Here is a 26,587-nt window from a genome sequence, read left to right as displayed (position 1 = left end):
TTAAGGACATGCATTCGTGACCAGTATTCGATCAACACGAAATCGCATTGCGGTGGCGATCATCATCATCACTGCAGTCGTCGCTGTGCTGGTGGTCCGGTTGGTCGACATCCAGGTCGTGCAGGCCGATTCCCTCAACAAAGAGGCCTACAACACCTTGTCGATGGCCCAGACGATCTACAGTCCACGCGGTGACATCGTCGACGCCAACGGTACGGTGCTGGCGACGACGGTGATCCGGTACACGGTCACGGCGTCGCCCGTGCAGGTCGCCGACTTTGTTCCGACCGACCCGGCAACGGGTAAGGACCTGGCCCCGGTGACCCCCGTCGAGGCCGCAGCGCAGATCGGCGCGATCACCGGCCAGACCGGGGACGCTGTCTATGCGCTCCTCACGGCAGACAAGACCTCGGGCTACGCGCTCATCGTGAAAGACCTGAATCTCGACCAGTACAACGCCATCCGTGCTCTCGACATCCCCTGGCTGCAGTACTCGACCGATCCACAGCGGGTGTATCCGAACGGAAGCGTCGGTGGCAACCTCGTGGGATATATGGGTGACGACACGACAGCGGGCGCCACGGGCACGACGGGGACCGGCGGCCTCGAAGCCATGGAGAACCAGTGCCTGACCGGCACCGATGGGCTGCAGACGTACGAGAAGGGCGCCGACGGGGTCGCCATTCCGAACACCCTGACGGTCGACAAAGCACCCGTCACCGGAGGCACGGTCGTCACGACCATCGACAGCGACCTCCAGTACTACTCCCAGCAGGTGCTGGCGCAGCGGGTGACCGAGACAGGTGCCCAGTGGGGCAGCGTCGTCGTCGAAGAAGTCAAGACCGGCAAGCTGCTCGCCGTGGCCCAGTACCCTACAGCCGATCCGAACAATCTCGATGCCACCGATTCGAAGTACTGGGGTGCCATCGCCTTCAGTGACCCGTTCGAGCCGGGCTCGACCTTCAAGGCGGAGTCCGCCGCCGCGTTGATCGATGCGGGCAAGGCCACACCGGCCACCCAGGTGCTCACGCCGTACCGGTACAAGTCTCCCGGTGGCGCCGTCGTCACCGACTCCGAAGGCCATGACCCGGCACAGTGGACTCTGACCGGCGTGATCCAGGAGTCGTCGAACGTCGGCATCTCCATCCTGAGTGCCATGCTCACCGACCAGCAACGCTATGACTACATGAAGAAGTTCCACCTCGGAGAGAACACCGAGGTGAACTTCCTCGGCGAGTCCGAAGGAATCCTCCGCACCCCACAGGAATGGGATGAGCAGACGCTCTACAACACCTCGTTCGGCCAGGGCATCACCACCACGGCCGCCCAGGTGGCGAGCATGTACCAGACCCTCGGCAACGGCGGTGTGCGCATGCCGGTTCAGCTGGTACAGGGTTGCAAGGGTGCCGACGGAACCATGGCCGACACTCCGTCGACCCAGGGCGAACAAGTCATCTCCGCAGATGCCGCACAGCAGACCGTCAACATGATGCAGAGTGTGGTCACGGGCGGTTACGCAGCGAGCCTGCTCAAGATCCCTGGCTACAACGTTGCCGCCAAGACAGGAACAGCCGAGGTCAGCAACGGGCAGGGCGCCTACGGCGGTGGGTACCTGACGAGCGTTGCCGGCGTCGCTCCGGCAGAGGCTCCGCAGTACGTCGTTTCGGTCAACATCATGAAGCCCGTTACCATTGAAGACGGTTCGGCTTCGGCCCCGGTCTTCCAGAAGATCATGTCGCAGGTCCTGCAGAAGTACCGCGTGCTCCCTTCCACGACACCCGCCGTCAACTACCCGACCGACTACTAGAACGCGGTACGCACGTCGCCGTTCAGCATCCCAACACCCAGCCCAAGACTTCAGGAGCCGCCACCGTGACGACAGAGGTTAACCAGCGGCTGAGGCCACAGCATCCGGCAGTCAGGCCCGTTGCAGACCTCGTGGAGCACTTCGGGCTCGACGCCAGGGGAGATGTCGACGGCCTGGTGATCTCGGGCATCACCCTCTCGTCGAAAGCCGTCGAACCCGGTGACCTCTACGTGGGACTGGCCGGGGTTCACGCCCACGGCGCACAGTTCGTCGACGACGCCCGCGCGAAAGGTGCGGTCGCCATCGTGACGGATGCCCGTGGTGCGACCCTCGCAGCACGCTCTGGTCTTCCCGTGCTGGTCATCGACGACCCGCGAACGGCTCTCGGCGCACTCTCTGCGTGGGTGTATCGCACCGCGGAGAACCCCCCGACCCTGTTCGGCGTGACCGGCACGAACGGCAAGACCAGCGTCGCCTACATTCTCGAAGCCCTGCTGAAGCAGCTCGGTGTGCTCGCCGGGCTCAGCACCACTGCCGAGCGACGCATCGGCGACTTCGCCATCACGAGCTCGCTGACCACTCCCGAGGCGACCGAGGTGCACGCCATGCTCGCCAGGATGAGCGAGGCCGAGGCTGAAGCGGTCATCATCGAGGTGTCAGCGCAGGCGTTGACCCGTCACCGGGTCGACGGCATCGTCTTCGACGTGGTCGGGTTCACGAACCTGACCCACGACCACCTCGACGACTACCAGACGATGCAGAACTACTTCGAGGCGAAACAGCCCCTCTTCACGCCGGAGCGCGCGCGCCGCGGCGTCGCGATCACCGATGCAGAGTGGGGTCGACGGCTGGCCCGCACCGCTGCCATTCCGGTCGCGACGGTTTCGACGTACCCGGGACAGGCGGCCGACTGGTACGCCGCTATCTTGCGGGAGACGATCGACGAGACCCGCTTCATTCTGAGTGGCCCCGACGACCAGAGCATCACCACGTCGATTCCCGTGCTCGGCCGCCACATGGCTGAGAACGCCGCCCTGGCGATCGTGATGCTGGTCGAATCGGGAGTACAGCTCAGCGCGATTGCCGCGGCGGTGGAGCGTGACGGCGGAATCCGGGTCTACATTCCGGGGCGCGCGGAGCGCATCCAGAATGACGGCCCGGCAGTCTTCATCGACTACGGCCACAGCCCCGATGCCTTCACCAGCACTCTCGATTCCCTCCGGCGCGTCACCGACGGCCGGATCATCATGGTCTTCGGTGCCGACGGCGACCGCGACCCGAGCAAGCGCCAGGAGATGGGTGAGATCGCGGCCCGTCTCGCCGACGTGGTGGTGATCACGGATTTTCACCCGAGAACCGAGGATCCAGCATCCATCAGGAAGGTCCTGGTCGACGCGGCCACGGCCGCGGTGCCGGGGCGTGAGCTCTACGAGGTGGCCGACCCGCGCACGGCATTCCGGCAGGCGCTCAGCGTCGCCACACCGGCTGACGTGATCCTGTACGCGGGCCCCGGCCACGAGGACTACCACGAAGTGGGGGGCGAGCACCTGCCCTACTCCGCACGAGACGATGCGCGCCTGGCGCTTCATGAATTTGGATGGCTCTGACAGTGAACATGACCCGTACCTCCGCACCATCACAGGCCTCCATGGCCCAGGCCGGTCTCGTCGTATGATCGACCTCACGCTCGGTGAACTGACGCGGATCGTCGGGGGAACGCTCGTTCTCGGTGACCACGCTGTGCAGCTCGGAACGTCGGAGTCGACGATCGTCAACGGCCCCGTCGACACCGACTCGCGGGAGATCGTGCCCGGTGGCATCTTCGTGGCCAAACCCGGCGAATTCAGCGACGGCCACCTCTATGTGCCGGCCGCCGTCGAAAACGGCGCGGATCTCGTCGTCGTGGAGCGGGTGCTCGATGACCTGGCGATTCCACAGATCGTCGTGGCGAATTCCGTCGATGCGCTCGGAATGCTCGCCACCGAAGTGGTGCGGCGCATCCGTGCTGACGGAACTCTCAAGGTGATCGGCATCACCGGGTCCAACGGCAAGACGACAACCAAGAACCTGGTACGCACCATTCTCGAAGGTCGCGGCCCGACGGTTGCGCCCCGGGATTCGTTCAACAACGAGGTCGGCGCACCTCTCACGATGCTGAAACTCGAATCTGACTCCCGGTACCTGGTGGCTGAGATGGGAGCCAGCAAACCAGGCGAGATCACCAGACTCGTACGCATGGCGAGACCCGACATCGGCGTCGTGCTGATGGTGGGTCTGGCCCATGCCGGCGAGTTCGGTGGCATCGAGAAGACTCTCCAGACCAAGACGGAGATGGTCACCGACCTGGTGCCGACCGATGTCGCCGTGCTGAACTTCGACGACTACCGGGTTGCCGGCATGGCTGAGAAGACCCGGGCCGGCATTCTCTGGTTCGGTCTAGACCCGAGGGCCGATGTGCGGGCCTCCTCCCTCGTCGCAACGCCGAGCGGGACCGATTTCACGCTCACCCTGCCGACCGGTGAATCCGCCCGTGTACATTTCAGTGTGCTGGGTGAGCACCACGTGACGAACGCCCTCGCGGCCGCGGCGGTCGCCCACACCCTTGAGGTGCCCCTCGCAGCCATCGTGACCGCCCTCGAATCCGTCACTCGCGCCGAGCGGTGGCGCATGGAGGTAGTGCAGGGCACGCAGGGCGTCACGATCATCAACGACGCGTACAACGCCAGCCCCGACTCGATGTTGGCGGGGCTGAAGACCCTGGCGCAGATCTCTGGCCCGGGCATCCGTCGCGTTGCGATTCTGGGGGAGATGAGTGAGCTCGGCGAGTTCTCGCTCGAAGAGCACGACCGCATCGGCCGCACGATCGTGCGTCTGGGCATCGAGCGGATCTTCGTGGTGGGCGAAGGGGCGCTGGCCCTGCACCTCGCCGCCACGCAGGAAGGTTCGTGGGATGGCGAGTCGGTCTTCTTCGCGACGGCCGACGAGGCATACGCTGTGCTCGAAGCAGAACTTCGAAGCGGTGACGTCGTGCTCGTGAAGTCGTCGAACTCCGCTGGCCTTCGCTTCTTGGGCGACAGGCTGGGGGAGCGTTTCGCATGATCACCCTCATCGCCGCCGGCGGACTGTCGATGGTCTTCTCGCTCTTCATGACGCCGGTCTTCATCAGGCTCTTCAAGAAGCTCGCCTGGGGCCAGTACATCAACATCGACGGCCCGAGCTCCCACCAGGTGAAACGCGGCACGCCGACCATGGGTGGCATCGTCATCATTCTCGCCACGCTCTTCGGGTACTTCGTGGCACTGCTCATCACGCAGAACCCTCCGGCGACCTCCGTTCTGCTGGTGCTGTTCCTGATGGTCGGCCTCGGCGTGGTCGGTTTCGTCGACGACTTCATCAAGACGCACAAGAAACGCAGCCTCGGACTCGGCCCGGCCGCGAAGATCGTCGGCCAGATCGTGGTCGGTGGGGCGTTCGCCCTGCTCGCGATCAGTTTTCCGGATGCCCGGGGCAACACTGCCGCATCGACGCACATCTCCGTGGTACGCGACCTCGACTTCGACTTTCTCTCGTGGGGCCTGGTCATCGGCATCATTGCATTCGTCGCGTGGATCGTCATCATGGTGATCGCGACGTCGAACGCCGTGAACCTGACCGACGGGCTCGACGGGCTCGCACCTGGCTCGGCCATCCTGGCAATCGGCTCGTTCATCATCATCGGGTTCTGGCAGGCCAACCAGTCGTGCTCGAGCCTCACCCTCGACCCCGACGTGCAGTTCAAGTGTTACAACGTCAGCCAGCCCCTCGACCTCGCGGTGATCGCGGCGGCGATCTCGGGTGCGCTGATCGGATTTCTCTGGTGGAACACCAATCCTGCCAAGATCTTTCTGGGTGACACCGGTTCGCTTGCTATCGGCGGGGCACTCGTGGCCCTTGCGATCGAGAGCCGCACAGAGCTCCTCCTCGTCCTGATCGGCGGCATCTTCGTCATCGTCGCCGGCCAGGGGGTCATCCAGCTCACCTACTTCCGGCTCACCGGCGGCAAACGCATCTGGCGGGCAAGCCCGTTGCACCACCACTTCGAGGTGAAGGGCTGGGCCGAGGTGACGATCGTCGTTCGCTTCTGGATCATCGCCGGTCTCTGTGTTGCAGCCGGTGTGGGCGCGTTCTACCTCGAATGGATCCTGCAGACGTGACCGATCGGCTCGACACACTGACCAGCTGGCACTCGGACTGGGTGGGGCTCCGGGTCGGCGTGCTCGGCCTCGGCAAGACCGGGTTCTCGGTGGCCGACACCCTCGCTGAGCTGGGGGCCCGCGTTCTGGTCGTCGCCCAGCGGGCGGCCGAATCGCAGATCCAGCTCGTCGAGGTGATCGGCGCGTCGCTGGTGCTCGACGAGAAACTCGACGGACCGCCCGAGGTGCTGGTGGAGCTCGACCCCGAGGTGCTGGTGGTGTCGCCGGGGTTCCACCCCGATCATCCGGTGCTCGCCTGGGCTGAAAGCCGGGGTATCGCCATCTGGGGTGACGTCGAACTGGCCTGGCGCCTGCGTGACAAGGTCGGCACGCCGGCCGAGTGGATCGCCATCACCGGCACGAACGGAAAGACCACCACCACACAGCTCACCGCGACCATGCTCGTCGAGGGCGGCTTGCGCGCGGCACCCTGCGGCAACATCGGCATTCCCGTTCTCGACGCGATCCGTGACCCTCAGGGGTTCGACGTGCTGGTCGTCGAACTCTCGAGCTATCAGTTGCACTCCACTTCGAGCATGTCGCCGTACGCCTCGGTCTGTCTCAATATCGCCGAAGACCACCTCGACTGGCACGGTTCGATGCAGGCCTACGTCGATGCCAAGGCGCGCGTCTACACGAACACCAGGGTCGCCTGCGTCTACAACCGATCGGATGCCCGCACCCTCGCCATGGTCGAGAACGCCGAGGTCGTCGAGGGGTGCCGCGCCATCGGCTTCGGGCTCGGGGTACCGGGGCTCAGTGACTTCGGCCTGGTCGACGGCATTCTGTGCGATCGTGCCTTCACCGACGACAGGCGGATCTCGGCCCTCGAGATCACGACGGTTGCCAACCTCGCCGCTCGCGGGCTCGCGGCGCCGCACATGGTCGCGAACGTGCTCGCGGCCGCCGCCCTGGCCCGCAGTTTCGGCGTGCCGATCGAGGCGATCAGGCGTGCACTCTCGCTCTTCGAACTCGACCACCACCGTATCGAGACCGTGGCAACCGCAAACGGCATCGAGTGGGTCAACGACTCCAAAGCGACGAATGCCCACGCGGCCGATGCCTCGCTCGGTGCATTCGAATCGGTGGTCTGGATCGCCGGCGGCCTACTGAAGGGGGTCGATGTCGGGCCTCTCGTCGCGGCGCGCTCGGGAAGGCTGCGTGCGGCCGTGCTCATCGGCGCAGATCGAACCGAGTTGCGGCTCGCATTCCAGCGACACGCGCCCGGGGTACCCGTCTTCGAGGTCGGCGGCACCGAGACTGAAGACGGTACGGGAATTGGCGGCGGCACCAGGGTCGAAGAGGGCTCCGGGGCAGGCGACGGCACCGGTGCCGAATCAGTGATGTCGGCTGCAGTTCGACTGGCAGCAGCGGTGGCCATGCCGGGTGACGTCGTGCTCCTGGCCCCGGCCGGAGCCTCGATGGACCAGTTCGTCGACTACAACGACAGAGGCGCCCAGTTTGCCAGGGCTGTGAACGACTATCTGGGAGGTGAGCGCAGCTGACAACAACGCTACGCCCGGCCCGTACGGCCCGCATCTCGGTCGGCCGGGCCTTCCAGGCAGAGTCGAGCAACTACTATCTGCTGCTCGGTACCACGCTCTTCCTCGTCATTCTCGGCCTCGTCATGGTTCTCTCCTCGTCGTCGGTCGACTCGTTCACGGCTCGGCAGGGCTTCTTCGGCATCTTCTGGCGGCAGGGCCTGTTCGCGCTGATCGGTGTGCCCCTCATGCTGGTGATCTCGCGGCTGCCGATGCGGTTCTGGAAGCGGTGGGGCTGGCTCGCACTCGCCGGTGGCGCCTTTCTCCAGCTGCTGGTGCTCTACACCCCACTGGGCATCGAAGTCGGTGGCAACCTCAACTGGATCGGCATCGGCGGGTTCAACATGCAGCCCTCCGAGCTGATCAAGGTCGGGCTCGTCATCTGGCTCGGCGTGATTCTCGCCAAGAAACAGCGGTACCTGAACCTCTGGGGCCATGTGGCCATCCCGATCATCCCGGTGGCCGGCGCAGCGGTTCTGCTCGTGCTGATGGGCGGCGACCTGGGAACCGTCATCATCATGGCAGGGCTCATTCTGGGAGCGCTCTTCTTCGCCGGTATCAAGCTCCGGATGCTCGCGGTGCCGGTCATACTCGGCGCCTTCGGCATCGTGGTCATCGCCTTCACCAGTGCGAGCCGCGTGTCGCGTATCTTCTCGTTCCTCGGCTCTGCATGCACCGACACCTCGGGGGAGTGCTGGCAGTCGCTGCACGGCAAGTACGCCCTCGCAGCAGGTGGGTTCTTCGGCGTGGGCCTCGGCAACTCCAAGGCCAAGTGGTCGTGGTTGCCGGCAGCCGACAACGATTTCATCTTCGCCATCATCGGGGAGGAACTCGGCCTGATCGGCGCGCTCGTCGTGATCGGGCTCTTCATCGCCCTGGCGATCGCATTCCTTCGCATCGTGCGATCGAGCCACGACATGTTCTCCCGGGTCGTGTCCGGGTCGGTGATGGTCTGGATCCTCAGCCAGGCGTTCATCAATATCGCCGTCGTGCTCGGCGTGCTGCCGGTGCTCGGTGTTCCGCTGCCGCTCATCTCCTCTGGCGGTTCTGCACTCATCACGACTCTCATCGCCATCGGGGTCGTGCTGTCGATCGCGCGCGGTCAGACGACCCTGCCCACCGACGACGACCTGGCCGCCACCGGGCCAGCACCTGCCGCACGTAACCGAGCCCCGCGCCAGCCAGCCCGCAGCCAGCCCGCGCCCCGCCAGCCGGCACGCAGCCAGCCCGGATCACGCCAGCCCGCAGCCAGCCAGCCGGCGCGCAGCCAGCGAGCTCAGCGGTGACGACGTACCTCCTTGCCGGTGGCGGAACCGCGGGCCACGTCAACCCTCTGCTCGCCACGGCTGATGAGCTGCGCCGGCGCGAACCCGAGGCCGAGATCATCGTCGTGGGAACGGCGGCGGGGCTCGAGGCGCGCCTGGTGCCGGCCAGGGGCTACGAACTCGTCGCGATTCCCAAACTGCCCTTTCCCCGGCGCCCGAACCGGGCCGCCGTCTCATTCGGCCCGCGACTGGCCCGGGTGATCTCCGACCTCACGACACTGATGGTGAGCCGGGGCGTCGACGTGGTCATCGGCTACGGTGGCTACGCGGCCGCGCCGGCGTACCTGGCTGCCCGGCGCGCGAAGGTTCCGCTGGTCATCCATGAGGCGAATGCCAAGCCGGGGCTCGCCAATCGGCTCGGCGCACGATTCACCCCGTTCGTGGGTGTCGCCTTCCGGGTGACGCCGCTGCCCCACGCGAGATTCGTGGGAATGCCCCTCCGGGCAGAGATCGAGAACCTCGACCGCGATGCTGCGCGTGCTGAGGCGAGGGAATTCTTCGGATTGACCGCCGACCGGCCGACACTCCTGGTCACGGGTGGCTCACTCGGCGCGGAACAGATCAACGCCACGATCTTCGCGTCGGTGCCGGCGATCATCGACGCTGGGTACCAGATCGTGCACATCGTGGGCGACCGCTCCAGCCTGGTCGACCCGGAGACCGAGGGTTATCACCTCCTGCGCTACTGCGATCGCATGGAACTCGCCCTCGCCGCGGCGGATTTCGCCGTCTCGCGGGCTGGAGCCGCCACTGTTTCGGAGCTCGCTGCGCTCGGGATCGCCTCGGCCCTCGTACCCTACGCCGTCGGCAACGGCGAGCAGCGCTTCAATGCCGAGGACATCGTTGCGTCCGGCGGCGCGATCCTCGTCGCCGACGCCGAATTCGTTCCGGAGTGGGTGACGTCGACTCTGCTGCCGCTGTTGGCCGACCCCTCTCGCATCATCCAGATGGCATCGTCGGCGGCAGGCACGGGAGTGCGAGACGGCTCTGCCCGGATGGCCGACCTCATCGACCTCGCCGTACTGCCCGGCCCGGCGAATCCGGTATGACCCAGCGAATCCGGAATTATCCAGCGAACCCGGAATGATCAAGCGAACCCGGAATGACCCAGCGAACCCGGAATGACCCAGCGAACCCGGAATGACCCGGGAGCCGGCGCGACTCGCCGAACCAGGGTCGAGCCGGCAATGCCGGCCCGGCCGGGCGAAACCGGCGTAACGTGGAACCCTGGTATTCGAACCGAATCGCCCAGACAGAAAGTATCGATCCTGTGATCAAACCCGACCTGACCCTCCCGATTCCGGCCGATGTCGGTGCCGTTCACTTCGTCGGGATCGGCGGGGCCGGCATGAGCGGAATCGCCCGGCTGTTTCTTGCTGCAGGTGTCACGGTGACCGGGTCTGATCGCACTGATTCGAAGACGGCGCAGAAGCTCCGCGACCTCGGTGCCACGGTCTACATCGGGCACGACGCGGCCAACGTCGGCACGGCAGACACGCTCGTCGTCACCAGTGCACTCTGGCCCGACAACCCCGAGTACCTGCGTGCCCAGCAGCAGGGGCTGCCGGTGCTGCATCGCTCACAAGCCCTGGCTTGGCTGGTGAATCGTCGTCGACTCGTCTCGGTCGCCGGGGCGCACGGCAAGACCACCTCGACCGGAATGATCGTCACCGGGCTGATCGGCCTCGAGGCCGACCCGAGCTTCGTCAATGGCGGAGTGATCTCGTCTCTCGGCACCAGTTCTGCGTGGGGAGACGGCGAGCTCTTCGTTCTCGAAGCCGATGAGTCAGACGGGTCATTCCTGCTGTACGACACTGCCGTGGCCCTGATCACCAACGTCGACCCCGACCATCTCGACCACTACGGCTCCACTGAGGCCGTCGAAGACGCCTTCGTCACCTTTGCCGACAATGCCAGCGAACTCGTCGTCATCTCCTCCGACGACGCCGGTGCCTTGCGGGTGGGGTCACGGCTCTCGGCCGAACGTGTGCTGACCTTCGGGTTCGCCGACGGATCTGACGTGAGGCTGCACTCTGTGGGGTCGACTGGACCCGTGTCGTTCGAGCTCGACTATCTGGGTGAACGGTATTCGGGCCAGCTACGGGTGCCGGGCATCCACAATGCCGTCAATGCCGCCGGAGCTTTCGCGGTGCTTGTGGGCCTCGGCTTCGACCCGGCGCAGAGCCTCGAGGCCATCGGGTCCTTCGACGGCACCGGCAGGCGGTTCGAACTGCACGAGACCATCGGAGGCGTCAGTGTCTACGACGACTACGCCCACCACCCGACCGAAGTGGATGCTGCACTCAGCGCCGCGCGAACCGTCGTCGGTGCCGGTCGTATCATCGCCGTGCACCAGCCGCACCTCTACAGCCGCACCCAGCTGCTCGCGGGTGACTTCGCCGAGACTCTCGAACGCACAGCCGACTTCACCGTGGTTCTCGACGTCTGTGGAGCGCGGGAGGATCCGGTCGAGGGCGTGACCGGTGCCCTTGTCTCCGACCGGTTCGTCGATCACGACAAGGTCGCCTTCATCTCTGACTGGCAGCAGGCCGCCGACTTCACGGCGTCCATCGCACGCCCGGGTGACTTCGTGATCACGCTGGGGTGCGGCGACGTCAATCTACTGGTTCCCCAGCTGCTCGACTCGCTGAGGGCGGTCGAAAGCCGGTGAAACGGCCACCCGGCATTCCGGTTCCGCCGCCCGAATCGGCGGTGCCCGCTCGCGTGACGGGCAAGCGCCCGGCCGGAATAACCGCACCCGTCCGGCCGATCACCGAGCCGAAGCCAGTGCCGGATGCGGTCCCGAATCGAAAACAGAGTAGGGAGCCGCAATCCCTGGCCGACGCTCTCCAGGGTTCTGCGCGTGATGCTCCGCTCGATTCTGCTCCGATTTCTGCGGCGAAACCTGCGGCGAAGTCCGCACCCGTGCCCGCACCGACTCCACCGCCGAACGCCCAGCGTGCCCAGCGCGCCGCAGAAGCGGAAGCGCGAGCCGCAGAAGCCAGGGCCGAGAAAGACATGCGCGCGGCCGAGCGGCAGAGGCGGCACTACGAACGGTCAGAAGCCCGGCGATTCACCGAACGCAGCCGCCGGCGCCGCCTGGGGTGGCTCGTCTCGCTGGGTGTCGTCGTGGCACTCGTGCTCGTGGTGGTGTTCACGGCCTATTCGCCGATGTTCGCGGTGCGTGCGGTCGCTATCGAAGGCACCTCCCGGGTCGATGCGGCAGCGGTCCGGACGGCTCTCTCCGCCCAGCTCGGTAAGCCGCTCGCCCTGATCGATTATGGAGCGATCGAATCCGACCTCTCCGCGTTCCCCCTCATCCAGAGTTACTCGACCGAGTCACAGCTGCCCGATACTCTCGTGGTGCACATCATCGAGCGTTCACCGGTCGGCCAGCTCGCCAGCGGCACCGGGTTCGACCTGGTCGATCCGGCGGGCGTCACGGTCCAGCACACCGAACAGCAGACGGCCGGCTTCCCGGTGATCGATCTGGCCGGAGGCCAGCTGGGCGGCCCCGGTTTTCTCGCATCGACGACGGTGCTTCGCACTCTGCCTGCTGACTTGCTCGCAAAGGTCGGCTCGGTGAGCGCCGCCACGCCCGACTCCGTCACCCTCGTGCTGAATGGCGGGGCACAGAAGGTCATCTGGGGCAGTGCAGAGAGCTCCTCTCTCAAGGCGCTCGTGCTCGACAAACTCATCGGCACCCAGAATCCCGACTCCCGGCTGACCTACGACGTCTCGAGCCCCGAGAGCCCCGTCGTCACGTGAATCGCGACACGCGGTGTGTCGTCATCGGCCGTACTCCCATTCGCACGTAAGTTCATCTCAGGAAATACATACTCAGCAGAACATTAACCCTCAACCTGAGGTTTAAACCTTTTGAGAAGATGAAGGGCTTACCGGAGGCCGGACGTGACATCAAACCAGAACTACCTCGCCGTAATCAAAGTCGTCGGCATCGGTGGTGGCGGCGTCAATGCCGTCAACCGGATGATCGAACTCGGCCTTCGCGGAGTCGAATTCATCGCCATCAACACCGACGCCCAGGCGCTGCTCATGAGCGACGCCGACGTCAAGCTCGACGTCGGTCGTGAACTCACCCGTGGCCTCGGCGCCGGGGCAGACCCCGAAGTCGGTCGCCGCGCCGCAGAAGACCACGCAGAAGAAATCGAAGAGGCCCTCGCTGGGGCCGACATGGTGTTCGTCACCGCAGGCGAAGGCGGCGGCACCGGCACGGGCGGCGCGCCAGTGGTGGCCCGCATCGCCAAGTCGATCGGCGCCCTCACCATCGGTGTCGTCACCAAGCCGTTCGGCTTCGAGGGCAAGCGACGCATGTCGCAGGCCGAAGACGGCGTTGCCATCCTGAAGAACGAGGTCGACACCCTCATTGTGGTGCCGAACGACCGCCTGCTGGAGATCAGCGACCGTGGCATCAGCATGCTCGAGGCGTTCTCGACCGCTGACCAGGTGCTGCTCGCCGGTGTACAGGGCATCACCGACCTCATCACGACCCCTGGCCTCATCAACCTCGACTTCGCCGACGTGAAGAGCGTCATGCAGGGTGCCGGTTCGGCCCTCATGGGCATCGGCTCGGCCCGCGGTGCCGACCGAGCGATCAAGGCTGCGGAACTCGCTGTCGCGTCTCCTCTGCTCGAAGCGAGCATCGAGGGTGCACACGGAGTCCTGCTGTCGATCCAGGGCGGCTCGAACCTCGGCATCTTCGAGATCAACGATGCAGCGAAGCTGGTTCAAGACGCTGTGCACCCCGAAGCCAACATCATCTTCGGTGCCGTCATCGACGACACCCTGGGCGATGAGGTGCGGGTGACGGTGATCGCTGCCGGGTTCGACAGTGGCGATGCGACGTCCGGTGCAGAGGCCAAGCGTGCGCTCACGGTACCCAACGACGCCAGCGACCTGTTCGCCCGAGCCGGTTCGGCGCCCCTGCGTCGTGACCGGGTCGACGAGCCTGCTGCTGCGTCGTGGAAGCAGAACACGGAGCACAGCCTGACTGGTACCGTCGCGCTCGACCCGGCATCAGACGATGACGATCTCGATCTCGACGTGCCCGACTTCCTGAAGTAACCCGATTGACCACGATCGAACGCGAAGGCGAGACTGACCTTGCTGGTCGCCTCGCCTTCGTGCGTGCGGGCATAGCCGAGGCTGCGGCGGCGAACTCCAGGCGGCTCGACGAGCTCACGCTCATCGTGGTGACCAAGTTCCACCCGGCAAGCCTCGTCAGGGAGCTGATGAATCTCGGCGTCACTGACTTCGGCGAGAGCCGGCACCAGGAGGCACGAGACAAGGTCGCCGAACTCACGGGGACACCCGCCACCTGGCACTTCGTCGGCCAGCTGCAGGGCAAGAAGGCAAAACAGGTCGCAGCGTATGCCTCGGTCATCCACTCCCTCGACCGCCCCTCGCTTGCCGACCTGCTCTCCTCCGCCGAGGTGAGACCGACGGCTGGACGGACCGACGTCTTCCTCCAGGTCAACCTCACCGACGACCCTGGCCGCGGCGGAGTGGCTCCCGGAGGCGCCAGGGAGCTGGCTGAGTATGTCGAAGTCCTGCCTGGCCTCCGGCTCCTCGGTGTGATGGGCGTTGCGCCCCTGGGTGAAGGACCCCGTTCCGCCTTCGCGCGGCTGCGCGCGGTTTCAGAGGCGGTCACGCAGAGTGTTCCCCGGGCATCCGCGATCTCGGCCGGAATGTCGCACGACTACGCAGAAGCCATCGCAGAGGGCGCGACACACCTTCGAATTGGTTCTGCAATCACCGGAATCAGGCCTGCCGCCGGTTAATCTTCTAGCAGGCAACCGCACGACAATCCCGGAGGATTCGAAATGGCCAATCCACTACGCAAGACGATGGTCTATCTTGGGCTCGCAGACGAAGAGCTCGAGTACGAAGACTCCCCAGCCCAGCCCGTGGCGCATGTCGCGCACCCCCAGGCCTCCTCGCCGGCGCCGTCTACCGCCACCTCCAGCGCCAGTTCACACGGCGCAGGCAACAGGGCACCGGTGACCCCTCTCCGTCGAAACTCTGCGGGAGCAACGTCCGCGCAGAAGAATGTGGTGCCTCTCGAAATGAATGAAATCCTCACTGTTCACCCGAAGCAGTACAAAGATGCCCAGGTCATTGCCGAGAGCTTCCGCGAGGGCATTCCTGTCATCATCAATCTCTCCCAGATGACCGACGCCGATGCCCGTCGCCTGATCGACTTCGCCGGCGGTCTCTCCCAGGGCCTCTACGGCAAGATCGAGCGCGTGACCAGCAAGGTGTTCCTGCTCTCCCCGTCGCACGTTTCGGTGTCGGGTGAGGCCGTTACTGAGACACGTGCAGAAACGTCGTTCTTCGTCCAGTCATAATTGACGGGTGTCCTTCGTCGCCATTCTTGCCACCATCGCGTATTTCGCGCTGCTCCTCTACTTCTTCGTCATGTGGGGCCGGTTCATTCTCGATCTTGTGAGGAGCTTCCAGCGCTCCTGGCGGCCCCAGGGCGCTGTGCTCGTGCTCGCCGAAGTGGCCTACACGGTCACCGACCCGCCGATCAAATTCTTCCGGCGAGTCATCCCTCCACTCAAGGTGGGCCCTGTCGCCTTCGACTTCGGCTGGAGTATCGTCATGCTGCTCGTGGTCATTCTGCTTTCGATCATGAGCTACGTTCGCTTGATTGCGTGACCCATGTATCGTAGTTTGTGAAACGCCGAACGTTTCCTCGACGGTCTCTTAGATTTCAGACAGTCCGACAAGTACAGTCCAATTAGTTCAAAGGTGGAAGAACATGCCGTTAACTCCAGAAGAAGTTGTTAACAAGCGCTTCTCGCAAACCCAGTTCCGCGCGGGCTACGACCAGGATGAGGTCGATGACTTCCTCGATGAGGTCGTGGTAGAACTTCGCCGTCTGATTTCCGAGAACGAAGAGCTCCGTGCCGGTATCGTGCCGGCCGCGGCGTCCGAGAGTAGCACCGAGGCTGCAGACGACGTCGAAGCCCCTGAAGTTGCGGAAGAGACCGCTGTCGTCGAGGTCGTCAACGAGACACCGGCCCCCGTCGAGGCTGCTCCGGCAGCCGAGACAGACGACGCGTCGAGCACGACGAGCCTTCTGCAGCTCGCCCGTCGCCTGCACGACGAGCACGTCAAGGAGGGCTCCGACAAGCGCGCTGCTCTCATCGAAGAGGGCCAGGCAACGGCCGCCCGTCTCGTCGCCGAGGCAGAGACGAAGCAGCGCACCGAGCTGGCCAAGCTCAACCAGGAGAAGGCGGGCATCGAACACCGCATCGACGAGCTGCGCTCCTTCGAGAAGGAGTACCGCCAGAAGCTCCGCAGCTACATCGAAGGCCAGCTTCACGACCTCGATTCCAGCAACTCCGACAGTGCAGAGGGTGCTTCGGCCACCTCAGGCGCCTCGAGTTTTGGAGCCTAGCGAAGACACGGCGACCGCCAGTTCAGATTCACGTCACGAAAGAAGGGTCAGCCCCCGGGCGCTGGCCCTTCTTGTGATTGTGGCGCTGGGTGTTCTCGCTGTAGACCAGATCGCCAAGTATCTGGTTGTCACCCATCTGCCACTGGGCCAGTTCGTACCGGTCCTCGGTGACCTGGTGCAGTTCTTCTACGTCACGAACTCTGGCGCTGCCTTCTCCATCGGCAGCGCCTACACGTGGATCTTCTCGGTGCTCGCCGTGGGCGTACTGGTGTTCATCGTCTGGTTTGCTCGTCGCATCCGCTCTGTCGGCTGGGCCGTCGTCTTCGGGCTCCTGCTCGGCGGTGTACTCGGCAATCTGACCGACAGACTGTTCCGGGAGCCGGGATTCGGAATCGGCCACGTGGTGGACTTCGTCAAGATCCCCCTTCTGCCGGCGATCTTCAACCTCGCCGACGTGGCGATCTGCGCAGCCATGGTGTTGTTCCTGATCCAGACGATCCGCGGAATCGGGCTCGATGGGCGAAAGACCGTCCGCGAAGCTGACACGACAGGGCGCGACTGATCATGGAGTCACGTCAGCTGCCGGTGCCTGACGGCCTCGACGGCATACGGGTGGATGCCGGTCTCGCCCGACTTCTGGGTTTCTCTCGCAGTTTCGCCGCAGAGGTTGCCGATGCCGGGGGAGTGAGCGTCGACGGGCGCGTGCTCGGCAAGTCCGACAAGCTGCGTGCAGACAGTTGGCTCGAAGTCAGCTGGGCGCCGCGCGAAGAGGTGCGGATCGTGGAAACGCCCGTCGAGAATCTCACCGTCATCTACGACGACGAGGACATCGTGGTCATCGACAAACCGGTCGGAGTGGCGGCACACCCCTCCGTGGGCTGGACCGGCCCGACCGTTCTCGGCGCGCTGGCCGCGGCGGGTTTTCGCATCTCCACCTCGGGCGCAGCCGAACGTGCGGGAATCGTGCATCGGCTCGACGCCGGTACCAGCGGCTTGATGGTGGTGGCCAAGAGCGAAGACGCCTACACCTGGCTGAAGCGACTGTTCCACGACCGGGAGGTCGACAAGATCTACCACGCGGTCGTCCAGGGTCACCCGGACCCCTTGGCCGGCACGATCGACGCGCCGATCGGCCGCCACCCGAGATCCGACTGGAAGTTCGCGGTCGTCGCCTCGGGCAAACCCTCGGTGACGCACTACGAGACGATCGAGGCATTCCCCAGCGCATCCCTGCTCGAGATCCACCTCGAGACGGGCAGGACGCACCAGATCCGGGTGCACATGGCCGCCCAGCGTCACCCGTGCGTCGGCGATGCGATGTACGGCGCCGACCCCACCATTTCGGCCCGGCTGGGACTCGAACGGCAGTGGTTGCATGCCCTGAAGCTCGGGTTCGAGCATCCATCGTCCCGCGAGTATGTTTCGTTCGAATCGACGTACCCGTCAGACCTGCAACACGCGCTGGATGTGTTGCGAGCCGACTGAGCATCGCTGCCGAAGGGTAAACTGAAGCCCTCGACCTCGACATCCAGCCGGAGAATCTGTGCCCCCCCAGAGCGATTCATTTGTTCATCTTCACGTGCACAGTGAATACTCCATGCTCGACGGTGCCGCGCGGGTGAAACCCCTGATCGAAGCGGCAGTCGAGCAGGGAATGCCCGCCGTTGCGGTGACCGACCACGGCAACGTCTTCGGTGCCTTCGACTTCTGGAAGACCGCGACCGATGCCGGCATCAAGCCGATTATCGGCACCGAGGCGTACATCACGCCGGGCACGGCCCGCGGCGACAAGACCCGGGTCAAATGGGGCGGCCCGAACTCGGGGCGCGACGACGTCTCGGGCTCCGGCGCGTACACCCACATGACGCTGCTGAGCGAGAACACGCCCGGCATGCACAACCTCTTCCGGTTGTCGTCACGCGCGTCTCTCGAGGGCTACTACTTCAAGCCGCGCATGGACCGCGAACTGCTCTCGCAGTACTCGAACGGCCTGATCGCAACCACCGGATGCCCGTCTGGCGAGGTGCAGACCAGGCTGCGTCTCGGGCAGTACGACGAGGCCGTCAAGGCAGCTTCAGACTTCCGTGACATCTTCGGCAAAGAGAACTACTTCGCCGAGATCATGGACCACGGCCTCGGGATCGAACGACAGATCATGGATGACCTGCTGAAGCTGGCCAAGCAGCTCGACCTGCCACTGGTTGCCACGAACGACCTGCACTACACGCACGCCCACGACGCCACGAGCCACGCTGCACTGCTCTGCGTGCAGTCGGGGTCGACTCTCAGCGACCCGAACCGGTTCAAATTCGACGCCGACGAGTTCTACCTGAAGAGTGCCGCAGAGATGCGGCAGATCTTCCGCGATCACCCCGAGGCCTGCGACAACACCCTGCTCATCGCCGAGCGGTGTGAGGTGGCCTTCAACACCTCAGCAAACTACATGCCACGGTACCCGGTGCCGGCCGGCGAGACCGAAGACACCTGGTTCATCAAGGAGGTCGAGAAGGGGCTCGTCGAGCGGTATCCGAATGGCATCTCGCCCGAGGTGAGGGCCCGGGCAGACTACGAGGTCGGGGTCATCGTGCAGATGGGTTTCCCCGGGTACTTCCTCGTGGTCGCCGACTTCATCAACTGGTCCAAGAACAACGGCATCCGCGTTGGCCCGGGCCGTGGCTCGGGCGCCGGATCGATGGCGGCCTACGCCATGCGCATCACCGACCTCGACCCGCTGCGCCACGGGCTCATCTTCGAACGCTTCCTGAACCCCGATCGCGTGTCGATGCCCGACTTCGACGTCGACTTCGACGACCGGCGCCGCGGTGAGGTCATCCGCTATGTCACCGACAAGTACGGCGATGAGCGCGTGGCCCAGATCGTCACCTACGGCACGATCAAGGCCAAACAGGCGCTCAAAGACAGCTCGCGTGTTCTCGGGTTCCCCTACGGCATGGGTGAGAAACTCACCAAGGCGATGCCGCCACCCATCATGGGCAAAGACATCCCGCTCTCGGGAATCTTCGACCGCGATCATCCACGGTTCAAGGAGGCTGCCGATGTGCGGGCCGTCATCGAGGCGGACCCTGAGGCTCGTACGGTGTTCGACACCGCGGTGGGCATCGAGAACCTCAAGCGCCAGTGGGGTGTTCACGCGGCCGGTGTGATCATGTCGAGCGATCCACTGATCGACATCATTCCGATCATGAAGCGTGAACAAGACGGTCAGATCGTCACGCAGTTCGACTACCCGGCGTGCGAGTCGCTCGGGTTGATCAAGATGGACTTCCTGGGGCTCAGGAACCTGACGATCATCGACGACGCGCTCGACAACATCGAATCCAACCGCGGGTTCCGGCCCGTGCTCGAAGAACTCGAGCTCGACGACGTGCCGGCGTACGAGCTGCTGGCCAGGGGTGACACCCTGGGAGTCTTCCAGCTCGACGGCGGGCCGATGCGGTCGTTGCTGCGACTCATGAAGCCGGACAACTTCGAAGACATCTCCGCCATATTGGCGCTGTACCGGCCGGGGCCGATGGGTGCCGACTCCCACACGAACTATGCGCTGCGCAAGAACGGGCTGCAGCAGGTCACCCCGATCCATCCGGAGCTCGAGGAGCCGTTGCTCGAAGTGCTCGGCACGACCTACGGTCTCATCGTGTACCAGGAGCAGGTCATGTCGATCGCGCAGAAGCTCGGCGGTTTCACCCTCGCCCAGGCCGACCTCCTGCGTCGCGCGATGGGCAAGAAGAAGAAGTCGGAGCTCGACAAGCAGTACGAGGGTTTCTCCGCCGGCATGCATGCGAACGGCTACTCCGAAGCAGCCGTGAAGACGCTCTGGGACATCCTGCTTCCCTTCTCCGACTACGCCTTCAACAAGGCGCACTCGGCCGCGTACGGTGTCATCTCGTATTGGACGGCCTACCTGAAGGCCCACTACCCGGCCGAGTACATGGCAGCGCTGCTCACCAGCGTCGGCGACTCGAAAGACAAATCGGCGATCTACCTCAACGAGTGCCGTCGCATGAACATCACGGTGCTTCCGCCCGACGTCAACGAGTCGATCGGGTTCTTCGCGGCCGTCGGTGAAGACATCCGCTTCGGCATGGGTGCTGTGCGCAACGTCGGCGCGAACGTCGTCGAAGGCGTCAAGCAGGCCAGGGAGACCAAGGGGCGCTTCACTTCGTTCCACGATTTCCTGCAGAAGATCCCGCTTTCCGCTGCGAACAAGCGCACCATCGAATCGCTCATCAAGGCCGGCGCGTTCGACTCCCTCGGCGACACCCGCAGAGCGCTCGTCGAGATCCATGAGGGTGCCGTCGAGGCGGCGGTGAGTGAGAAACGTGCTGAAGCGAACGGCCAGGTTGGTTTCGACTTCGACTCGCTGTGGGATGCCCCGCAGGACAACCGGCAGGTGCCGGACCGGCCAGAGTGGTCCAAAAGAGACAAGCTCGCATTCGAGCGCGACATGCTCGGGCTCTACGTCTCCGATCATCCGCTCGCCGGCCTCGAGGTACCGCTGGCCAAGCACGCCTCTGTGACGATCAGTGAGCTCCTGATGAGTGAGCAGGTGACAGACGGTGACACGGTCACCGTGGCGGGCCTCATCACGAACGTGCAGCACCGGGTGGCGCGCAACTCCGGCAACCAGTACGGCTCTGTCGTGATCGAGGACTTCGGCGGGGAGATCACCGCCATGTTCATGGGCAAGGCCTACCAGGAGTTCGCGCCGGCCCTGACGAATGACGCCATCGTGGTCGTGCGGGGCCGCGTGAGCATGCGCGACGACGGCATGAACCTGCATGCGTTCAATGTGTTCAGCCCCGACCTCGGCCAGGCAGACGGTGGCGGGCCGATCGAGATCTCGATGGCTGAAGCCCGGGCGACCACCGAGACGGTGCAGGCCTTGAACGATGTGCTGATCCGCCACTCGGGTGACAACGAGGTGCGTCTGAAACTCATCAAGGGCCAGACGGCCCGGGTGTTCGAGATCCCCTTCCGAGTGCGCGTGACGGCCGATCTCTACGGCGAACTGAAGTCCCTGCTCGGGCCGAGCTGCCTGACCTGAGCTCAGGGGGTTTCGATACGCACCACTGCGTGGGCTACTCAACCTGCGGCGGGTGATTCGCTGGTTGAGTAGTCGCATGGTGACGCATCGAAACCCGTAGGCTGGGTGAGCCATGATCCAGACGATTGACTTACGGGGACTGACCCCGAGCCGTGCCGAATTCCTCGACCTCGTACCGCGGGCGGTGACAGATGTCTCCGTCGCCCAAGGGGCCGCAGAGGCGCTCATCGATGATGTGCGCGAGCGTGGGGCCGCGGCCCTGCGTGCGCAGGCCGTTCGGTTCGATGGGGCAGAAGCCGCCAGCATCCGGGTTCCGCAGAGCGATATCGACGATGCCGTTGCCACGCTCGATGCCGACGTTCGAGCTGCTCTCGAAGAGGCGATCGATCGTGTTCGCTCGGCGACTGCGGCACAGATCCCGCCGGCCCAGAGCACAGTCCTGGGCGACGGAGCTGTGGTCGAGCAGCGCTGGCAGCCCGTCGACCGGGTCGGGCTCTACGTGCCGGGCGGCAAGGCCGTCTATCCGTCGAGCGTGGTGATGAACGTTGTTCCAGCGCAGGCCGCAGGCGTGGAATCGATCGCTCTGGCCTCGCCGCCCCAGGTGGAGTTCGGCGGCCGGGTGCACCCCACGATTCTCGGCGCTGCCGGCCTGCTGGGTATCACCGAGGTCTACGCAATGGGCGGGGCCGGCGCAATCGGAGCCCTTGCCTACGGGGTCTCCGACATCGGGCTCGAACCCGTGCAGATCATCACGGGGCCGGGCAACGTCTACGTTGCCGCGGCAAAACGCCTCGTTCGCGGGCGCACGGGGATCGACTCCGAGGCCGGACCGACCGAGATTCTCATCATCGCCGACGAGACGGCGAACGCGAGATACGTTGCGGCCGACCTGGTGAGCCAGGCCGAGCACGACGAACTGGCCGCTGCGGTGCTGGTGACGAACTCACCAGCATTCGCAGATGAAGTTCGACTTGAACTTGAAGGTTGCGCGAACTCGACGCTCCACTCCGAGCGGGTACTGGTCGCTCTGCGTGGGCAGCAGTCGGCGATCGTGCTGGTGGACGACCTGGCCGCCGCCGCCCGCTTCAGCGACGCCTACGGGCCAGAGCACCTGGAGATCCAGGTCGCGGATTCCGATGCCGTGCTGGCGGGCATCCACTCGGCCGGGGCCATCTTCATCGGTGCCTACGCGCCGGTTAGCCTCGGCGACTACCTCGCGGGGTCGAACCACGTGTTGCCGACGGGCGGCCAATCGCGCTTCTCCTCGGGGCTCGGGGCCTACACCTTCCTGAAGCCCCAGCAGGTCATCCGGTATGACCGGGACGCACTCGAGGCCGTGAGCCAGAACATCCACGCCCTGGCAACCTCAGAGAACCTGCCGGCACACGCCGAGGCCGTCGCAGCCCGCTTTCCCCGCTAAACTGGCCGCACCATGTATTGCCCGTATTGCCGTTACCCCGATTCGCGCGTCGTCGATTCGCGTACCACCGACGACGGCGTGGCGATCAGGCGGCGACGACAGTGCCCCGACTGCGGGCGGCGTTTCAGCACGACAGAGACGGCGAGTCTCAGCGTGATCAAGCGCAGTGGTGTCGTCGTGCCGTTCAGTCGCGAGAAGATCATGAACGGTGTTCGCAAGGCGTGCCAGGGTCGGCCCGTGACAGACTCCGACCTGGCCGTGCTGGCGCAGCGGGTCGAAGAGGCTGTTCGCTCTACGGGTGCAGCCCAGGTCGAGGCGAACGACATCGGCCTCGCCATCCTGCAACCGCTCCGTGAGCTCGACGAGGTCGCCTACCTGCGGTTCGCGAGCGTCTACCAGGCATTCGATTCACTCGAAGACTTTGAAGCCGCGATCACGCTGTTGCGCGTCGAACACTCCTCGGCTCCTGCCGCGCCGGCCGAGTAGAGCTGCGGTTTGGTGTACGACTTCTTCTTTCGCCACGTGTTGTCGCGGCTCGACCCTGAACGCGCCCATCACCTGGCGTTCGACGTCATCAGGTCGATTCCCCGATCGGGTTTCGCGTCGCTCGTGCGTCGCTACACAGCTCCGGATGCCTCGCTCGCTGTTCGCGCGCTCGGGCTCGAGTTCGAGTCTCCGTTCGGTGTCGCAGCCGGGTTCGACAAAGACGGCAGGGCGATCGTGGGCCTCGGTCTCCTGGGTTTCGGCCACGTGGAGGTCGGCACCCTGACTGCGAAGGCCCAGCCCGGCAATGAGAAACCGCGCCTGTTCAGGCTGGTTCCCGACCGGGCAGTGATCAACCGCATGGGGTTCAACAACGGGGGAGCAGCATCCGCGGCCCTTCGCATTGCCCAGACGACCAGCGCACCATGGCGACCGATCGTCGGGATCAACATCGGCAAGAGCCGTGTGGTCGACGTCGCCGATGCCATCGACGACTACCGGTCAAGCGCCAGGGCCCTCGCGCCCGTTGCCGACTATCTCGTGGTGAACGTGAGTTCACCCAACACGCCGGGACTCAGAGGGTTGCAGGAGCTCGACAAACTCGCGCCACTGCTGGCCGCCGTGCGTGAAGAGGCCGGCTCGGTGCCTCTGCTGGTGAAGATCGCCCCCGACCTGAGTGACGACGAGGTGCGCCGCATTTCGGAGCTCGCCGTTTCGCTGGGACTCGACGGAATAATCGCGACCAATACGACCATCTCGCGAGACGGGCTGCAGACCGACCCGTCGATCGTCGAGGCGGCTGGGGCGGGCGGACTGTCCGGCCCACCGGTTGCGGCGCGTGCGCTCGAGGTTCTGAAACTCGTTCGTGCGGTGGTTCCCGCGGAGCTGTGCGTGATCTCTGTGGGCGGGGTCGAGACGGCATCCGACGTCGTCGAGCGTCTGGCGGCAGGCGCCACCCTGGTGCAGGGGTACACGGCCTTCCTGTACCGAGGCCCGTTCTGGGCGCGCGAGATCAACCGTGGGCTCCTGCGAATCGGCTGGCGCCAGGGCGCGCCGCGAGCACGATAGAGCCGGGCACTTTAGAGACGATCGCGGGGGGCCGGGCTCAGGGGAGCCGGCCGCATAAAGGCCGGGCGCAGGAGAGTCGGCCGCGGTAAAGCCGCGCTGTGTGGAACTTTTCAGCTACTTCAGCTGGGGAAGTGGCCGCGCTTGCCCTGGGGTTTCGGCAGGCGCATGGGGCGAAGCTGCAGGGCACGCATCGCGCCGTACCAGCGAAGGCCGCGCTCAAGCGTTCCGTATTTAGCTTTGAGCCGATTGTTGATCTTCGTGCCCATGATGTAAAGGTCGACGATGACAATGACCACAAACCCGTAGAGAACGAGCATGAGGTACGTCTGGATGCTCTGGTTCGGCACAAGCGTAAGCAGGATGACACCGAACATGACCGGGATGATGACCTCGCCGATGCTGAAGCGGGCGTCGACATAGTCGCGTACGTAGCGACGCTGCGGGCCCTTGTCGCGGGCCAGGAGGTATTTCTCCTCGCCAGCTGCCATGCCGATGCGGGCGCGTTCGCGGGCCGCCTGGGTCTGGGTCTTCGCGGAGCGCGCCGCCTCTTTGCGGTCGCTCGGAACGAGCGGACGCTTGCGCGCCGCCTCCTGCTCCTTGCGGGTGGGGGTCGCGTGACCCTTGGTGTTCGCCGCAGACTCGTCTGCAACCTCGATCACTTCGGCTGGTGTTTCTCGCTTGGCCACAGTTCAGTCCTTGAGCTCCGCGGGCTGAAAGAGACAACCTGCCCCTTAAGATTACCCGTATGAGCGAGCAACAGAGCACGTCAGACCGGAACTCTCAGGCGATGGAGCGACGCGAGGCGGGCATCCGTTCGTCTGTCGCGGCGGCATTGCCGACGACAGTGGCCGACCTCACCGACCTCATCCGCATTCCTTCCGTCTCGTGGGACGCGTTCGACCCTGGCCACGTGCGTGCGAGTGCCGAGGCCGTTGCCGCCCTGTTCGACGGCACGGGCATGTTCGAGCGGGTGACCGTCTCGACTGCGCTGACGGACTCCGGTGAAAGCGGCCAGCCGGCCGTTCTCGCCACGCGCGCGGCCCGCAACGGCAGGCCGACGGTACTGCTCTACGCCCACCACGACGTTCAGCCGCCCGGTGACGACGCGGACTGGGATTCGCCGCCCTTCGAGCCGACCGTTCGCGGCGACCGACTGTACGGGCGCGGGTCGGCCGACGACAAGGCTGGCGTGCTCTCTCACGTCGCCGCGGTGCGCGCGCTGGCGGAGGTCTATGGCGACGAGCTCGAGCTCGGACTGGTCGCCTTCATCGAGGGGGAGGAGGAGTTCGGTTCTCGCTCGTTCGCCAATTTTCTCGAGGCGAATCGCGAGGCGCTCACTGCCGACGTCATCATCGTCGCCGACTCCGACAACTGGAACGTCGACACGCCAGCCCTCACCGTGAGCCTGCGCGGCAACGTCACCTTCAAGCTCACCGTCTCCACCCTCGCGCACGCTTCGCATTCCGGCATGTTCGGAGGCGCGGCCCCCGATGCGATGCTCGCGATGGTGCGCCTGCTCGCCACGCTCCACGACGATGACGGCAGTGTCGCTGTCGACGGGCTCACCTCGTCGGGGCAGCCGACGCCCGACATCGCCGAAGCCGGTTTTCGTGCCGATGCCGGACTGCTCGACGGCGTGACCCCCATCGGAACCGGCCCGATTCTCGCCCGGCTCTGGGCAAAGCCCGCCATCACCGTGACGGGCATCGATGCGCCCAGCGTGGCCAACGCCTCGAACACCCTTCTGCCCAAGGTCTCTGTTCGGCTGAGCGCCCGCATCGCTCCCGGTCAGGATGCCCGTTCCGCACTGACCGCGCTTGAGGCACACCTTCGAACCCACGTGCCCTTCGGTGCCCACGTCGACATCAGCGATATTGATACCGGCCAGCCCTTCCTGGTCGACACCACAGGGTGGGCCGTTGCCGAGGCGAAGCGGGCGATGGCCGATGGCTGGGGAGTGCCGGCCGTCGAGACCGGTGTCGGCGGATCCATCCCGTTCATCGCCGATCTGGTTCGCGTCTTTCCCGACGCGCAGATATTGGTGACGGGCGTCGAAGACCCTGGAACGCGTGCGCACAGCCCCAATGAATCCCTGCACCTGGGGGTCTTCCGACGGGCGATCCTCACCGAGGCGCTGTTGCTGGCACGGCTGGCGGAGTCGCCGCTCAGCGAACGCGGGTGATCTGCCGGGCATCCGTCATCGTGTGAAGGACAACCACT

22 protein-coding genes are annotated in these 26,587 nt (G+C 65.1%); 21 read left to right on the top strand and 1 reads right to left on the bottom strand.

All coding sequences use genetic code 11. The annotated features are described in order from the left end of the window. The first annotated feature begins 16 nt into the window (after positions 1 to 16). From JOE66_RS10130 to JOE66_RS10035, 20 genes are all read left to right on the top strand, one after another. Positions 17 to 1,807, top strand: coding sequence for a peptidoglycan D,D-transpeptidase FtsI family protein (locus JOE66_RS10130; RefSeq protein WP_307827153.1), 1,791 nt, complete (start codon positions 17 to 19; stop codon positions 1,805 to 1,807). Positions 1,808 to 1,872: 65 nt separating this feature from the next. Continuing rightward, positions 1,873 to 3,414 carry a Mur ligase family protein gene (locus tag JOE66_RS10125; protein ID WP_205109095.1) on the top strand — a complete coding sequence of 514 codons (1,542 nt, stop codon included), beginning with the start codon at positions 1,873 to 1,875 and terminating at the stop codon, positions 3,412 to 3,414. 64 nt (positions 3,415 to 3,478) lie between these two features. Then, positions 3,479 to 4,906 (top strand): UDP-N-acetylmuramoyl-tripeptide--D-alanyl-D-alanine ligase, encoded by a 1,428-nt coding sequence (locus tag JOE66_RS10120; RefSeq protein ID WP_205109093.1) that lies wholly within the window; start codon positions 3,479 to 3,481, stop codon positions 4,904 to 4,906. Next, entirely contained in the window at positions 4,903 to 6,000 is a 1,098-nt protein-coding gene (gene mraY, locus JOE66_RS10115) for a phospho-N-acetylmuramoyl-pentapeptide-transferase (protein ID WP_205109091.1), read from the top strand. Before JOE66_RS10120 ends, mraY begins: the two co-directional genes overlap by 4 nt. Further along, positions 5,982 to 7,544: a UDP-N-acetylmuramoyl-L-alanine--D-glutamate ligase gene (gene murD / locus JOE66_RS10110; RefSeq protein ID WP_205109089.1), complete on the top strand. Its 1,563-nt coding sequence runs from the start codon at positions 5,982 to 5,984 to the stop codon at positions 7,542 to 7,544. Before mraY ends, murD begins: the two co-directional genes overlap by 19 nt. Positions 7,545 to 7,666: 122 nt before the next feature. Continuing rightward, entirely contained in the window at positions 7,667 to 8,866 is a 1,200-nt protein-coding gene (ftsW, locus tag JOE66_RS10105) for a putative lipid II flippase FtsW (RefSeq protein ID WP_239518277.1), read from the top strand. Then, positions 8,863 to 9,954, top strand: coding sequence for a UDP-N-acetylglucosamine--N-acetylmuramyl-(pentapeptide) pyrophosphoryl-undecaprenol N-acetylglucosamine transferase (locus JOE66_RS10100; RefSeq protein WP_205109086.1), 1,092 nt, complete (start codon positions 8,863 to 8,865; stop codon positions 9,952 to 9,954). Before ftsW ends, JOE66_RS10100 begins: the two co-directional genes overlap by 4 nt. Positions 9,955 to 10,175: 221 nt before the next feature. Then, positions 10,176 to 11,576, top strand: coding sequence for a UDP-N-acetylmuramate--L-alanine ligase (murC, locus tag JOE66_RS10095; RefSeq protein WP_205109084.1), 1,401 nt, complete (start codon positions 10,176 to 10,178; stop codon positions 11,574 to 11,576). Further along, on the top strand, positions 11,573 to 12,673 hold the full coding sequence (locus tag JOE66_RS17655) for an FtsQ-type POTRA domain-containing protein (RefSeq protein WP_205109082.1): 1,101 nt from the start codon (positions 11,573 to 11,575) through the stop codon (positions 12,671 to 12,673). The genes murC and JOE66_RS17655 overlap by 4 nt, the downstream gene beginning before the upstream one ends. A 144-nt stretch (positions 12,674 to 12,817) precedes the next feature. Beyond that, complete coding sequence (ftsZ, locus tag JOE66_RS10085; RefSeq protein ID WP_205109080.1) at positions 12,818 to 13,990, top strand: cell division protein FtsZ; 1,173 nt, start codon at positions 12,818 to 12,820, stop codon at positions 13,988 to 13,990. Positions 13,991 to 13,995: 5 nt separating this feature from the next. Continuing rightward, positions 13,996 to 14,706 (top strand): YggS family pyridoxal phosphate-dependent enzyme, encoded by a 711-nt coding sequence (locus JOE66_RS10080; protein WP_239518276.1) that lies wholly within the window; start codon positions 13,996 to 13,998, stop codon positions 14,704 to 14,706. Positions 14,707 to 14,748: 42 nt separating this feature from the next. Beyond that, positions 14,749 to 15,273: a cell division protein SepF gene (locus JOE66_RS10075; RefSeq protein WP_205109078.1), complete on the top strand. Its 525-nt coding sequence runs from the start codon at positions 14,749 to 14,751 to the stop codon at positions 15,271 to 15,273. Between the two features lie 7 nt (positions 15,274 to 15,280). Then, positions 15,281 to 15,586 (top strand): YggT family protein, encoded by a 306-nt coding sequence (locus tag JOE66_RS10070; protein ID WP_205109076.1) that lies wholly within the window; start codon positions 15,281 to 15,283, stop codon positions 15,584 to 15,586. A 103-nt stretch (positions 15,587 to 15,689) separates the two neighbouring features. After that, entirely contained in the window at positions 15,690 to 16,331 is a 642-nt protein-coding gene (locus JOE66_RS10065) for a DivIVA domain-containing protein (RefSeq protein WP_205109074.1), read from the top strand. Further along, positions 16,321 to 16,893, top strand: coding sequence for a signal peptidase II (gene lspA / locus JOE66_RS10060; protein ID WP_275576815.1), 573 nt, complete (start codon positions 16,321 to 16,323; stop codon positions 16,891 to 16,893). The genes JOE66_RS10065 and lspA overlap by 11 nt, the downstream gene beginning before the upstream one ends. Positions 16,894 to 16,895: 2 nt before the next feature. Next, the gene (locus JOE66_RS10055) at positions 16,896 to 17,816 is read left to right on the top strand and encodes an RluA family pseudouridine synthase (protein ID WP_205109071.1); all 921 of its coding nucleotides are present in this window, start codon (positions 16,896 to 16,898) and stop codon (positions 17,814 to 17,816) included. 112 nt (positions 17,817 to 17,928) lie between these two features. Next, a complete protein-coding gene (gene dnaE / locus JOE66_RS10050; protein WP_205109069.1) occupies positions 17,929 to 21,396 on the top strand; it encodes a DNA polymerase III subunit alpha in 3,468 nt (1,155 codons plus the stop codon). Between the two features lie 112 nt (positions 21,397 to 21,508). Continuing rightward, on the top strand, positions 21,509 to 22,816 hold the full coding sequence (hisD, locus tag JOE66_RS10045; RefSeq protein ID WP_205109067.1) for a histidinol dehydrogenase: 1,308 nt from the start codon (positions 21,509 to 21,511) through the stop codon (positions 22,814 to 22,816). A gap of 12 nt (positions 22,817 to 22,828) precedes the next feature. Further along, complete coding sequence (gene nrdR / locus JOE66_RS10040) at positions 22,829 to 23,302, top strand: transcriptional regulator NrdR (RefSeq protein ID WP_205109065.1); 474 nt, start codon at positions 22,829 to 22,831, stop codon at positions 23,300 to 23,302. A gap of 12 nt (positions 23,303 to 23,314) precedes the next feature. Beyond that, entirely contained in the window at positions 23,315 to 24,367 is a 1,053-nt protein-coding gene (locus JOE66_RS10035; protein ID WP_205111857.1) for a quinone-dependent dihydroorotate dehydrogenase, read from the top strand. A 119-nt stretch (positions 24,368 to 24,486) separates the two neighbouring features. On the opposite strand, the gene JOE66_RS10030 is transcribed toward JOE66_RS10035, so the two are convergent. After that, the gene (locus tag JOE66_RS10030; protein ID WP_205109063.1) at positions 24,487 to 25,053 is read right to left on the bottom strand and encodes a DUF3043 domain-containing protein; all 567 of its coding nucleotides are present in this window, start codon (positions 25,051 to 25,053) and stop codon (positions 24,487 to 24,489) included. Positions 25,054 to 25,112: 59 nt separating this feature from the next. Here JOE66_RS10030 and JOE66_RS10025 point away from each other — a divergent pair, with 59 nt between their 5' ends. Continuing rightward, positions 25,113 to 26,549 (top strand): dipeptidase, encoded by a 1,437-nt coding sequence (locus JOE66_RS10025; protein ID WP_205109061.1) that lies wholly within the window; start codon positions 25,113 to 25,115, stop codon positions 26,547 to 26,549. Positions 26,550 to 26,587: the final 38 nt, after the last annotated feature.

It is taken from the genome of Subtercola frigoramans (assembly GCF_016907385.1).
Taxonomy (GTDB): domain Bacteria; phylum Actinomycetota; class Actinomycetes; order Actinomycetales; family Microbacteriaceae; genus Subtercola; species Subtercola frigoramans.
The sequence above is the reverse complement of the archived record's forward strand: the minus strand, read 5'-3'. Positions and strand labels throughout refer to the sequence as shown.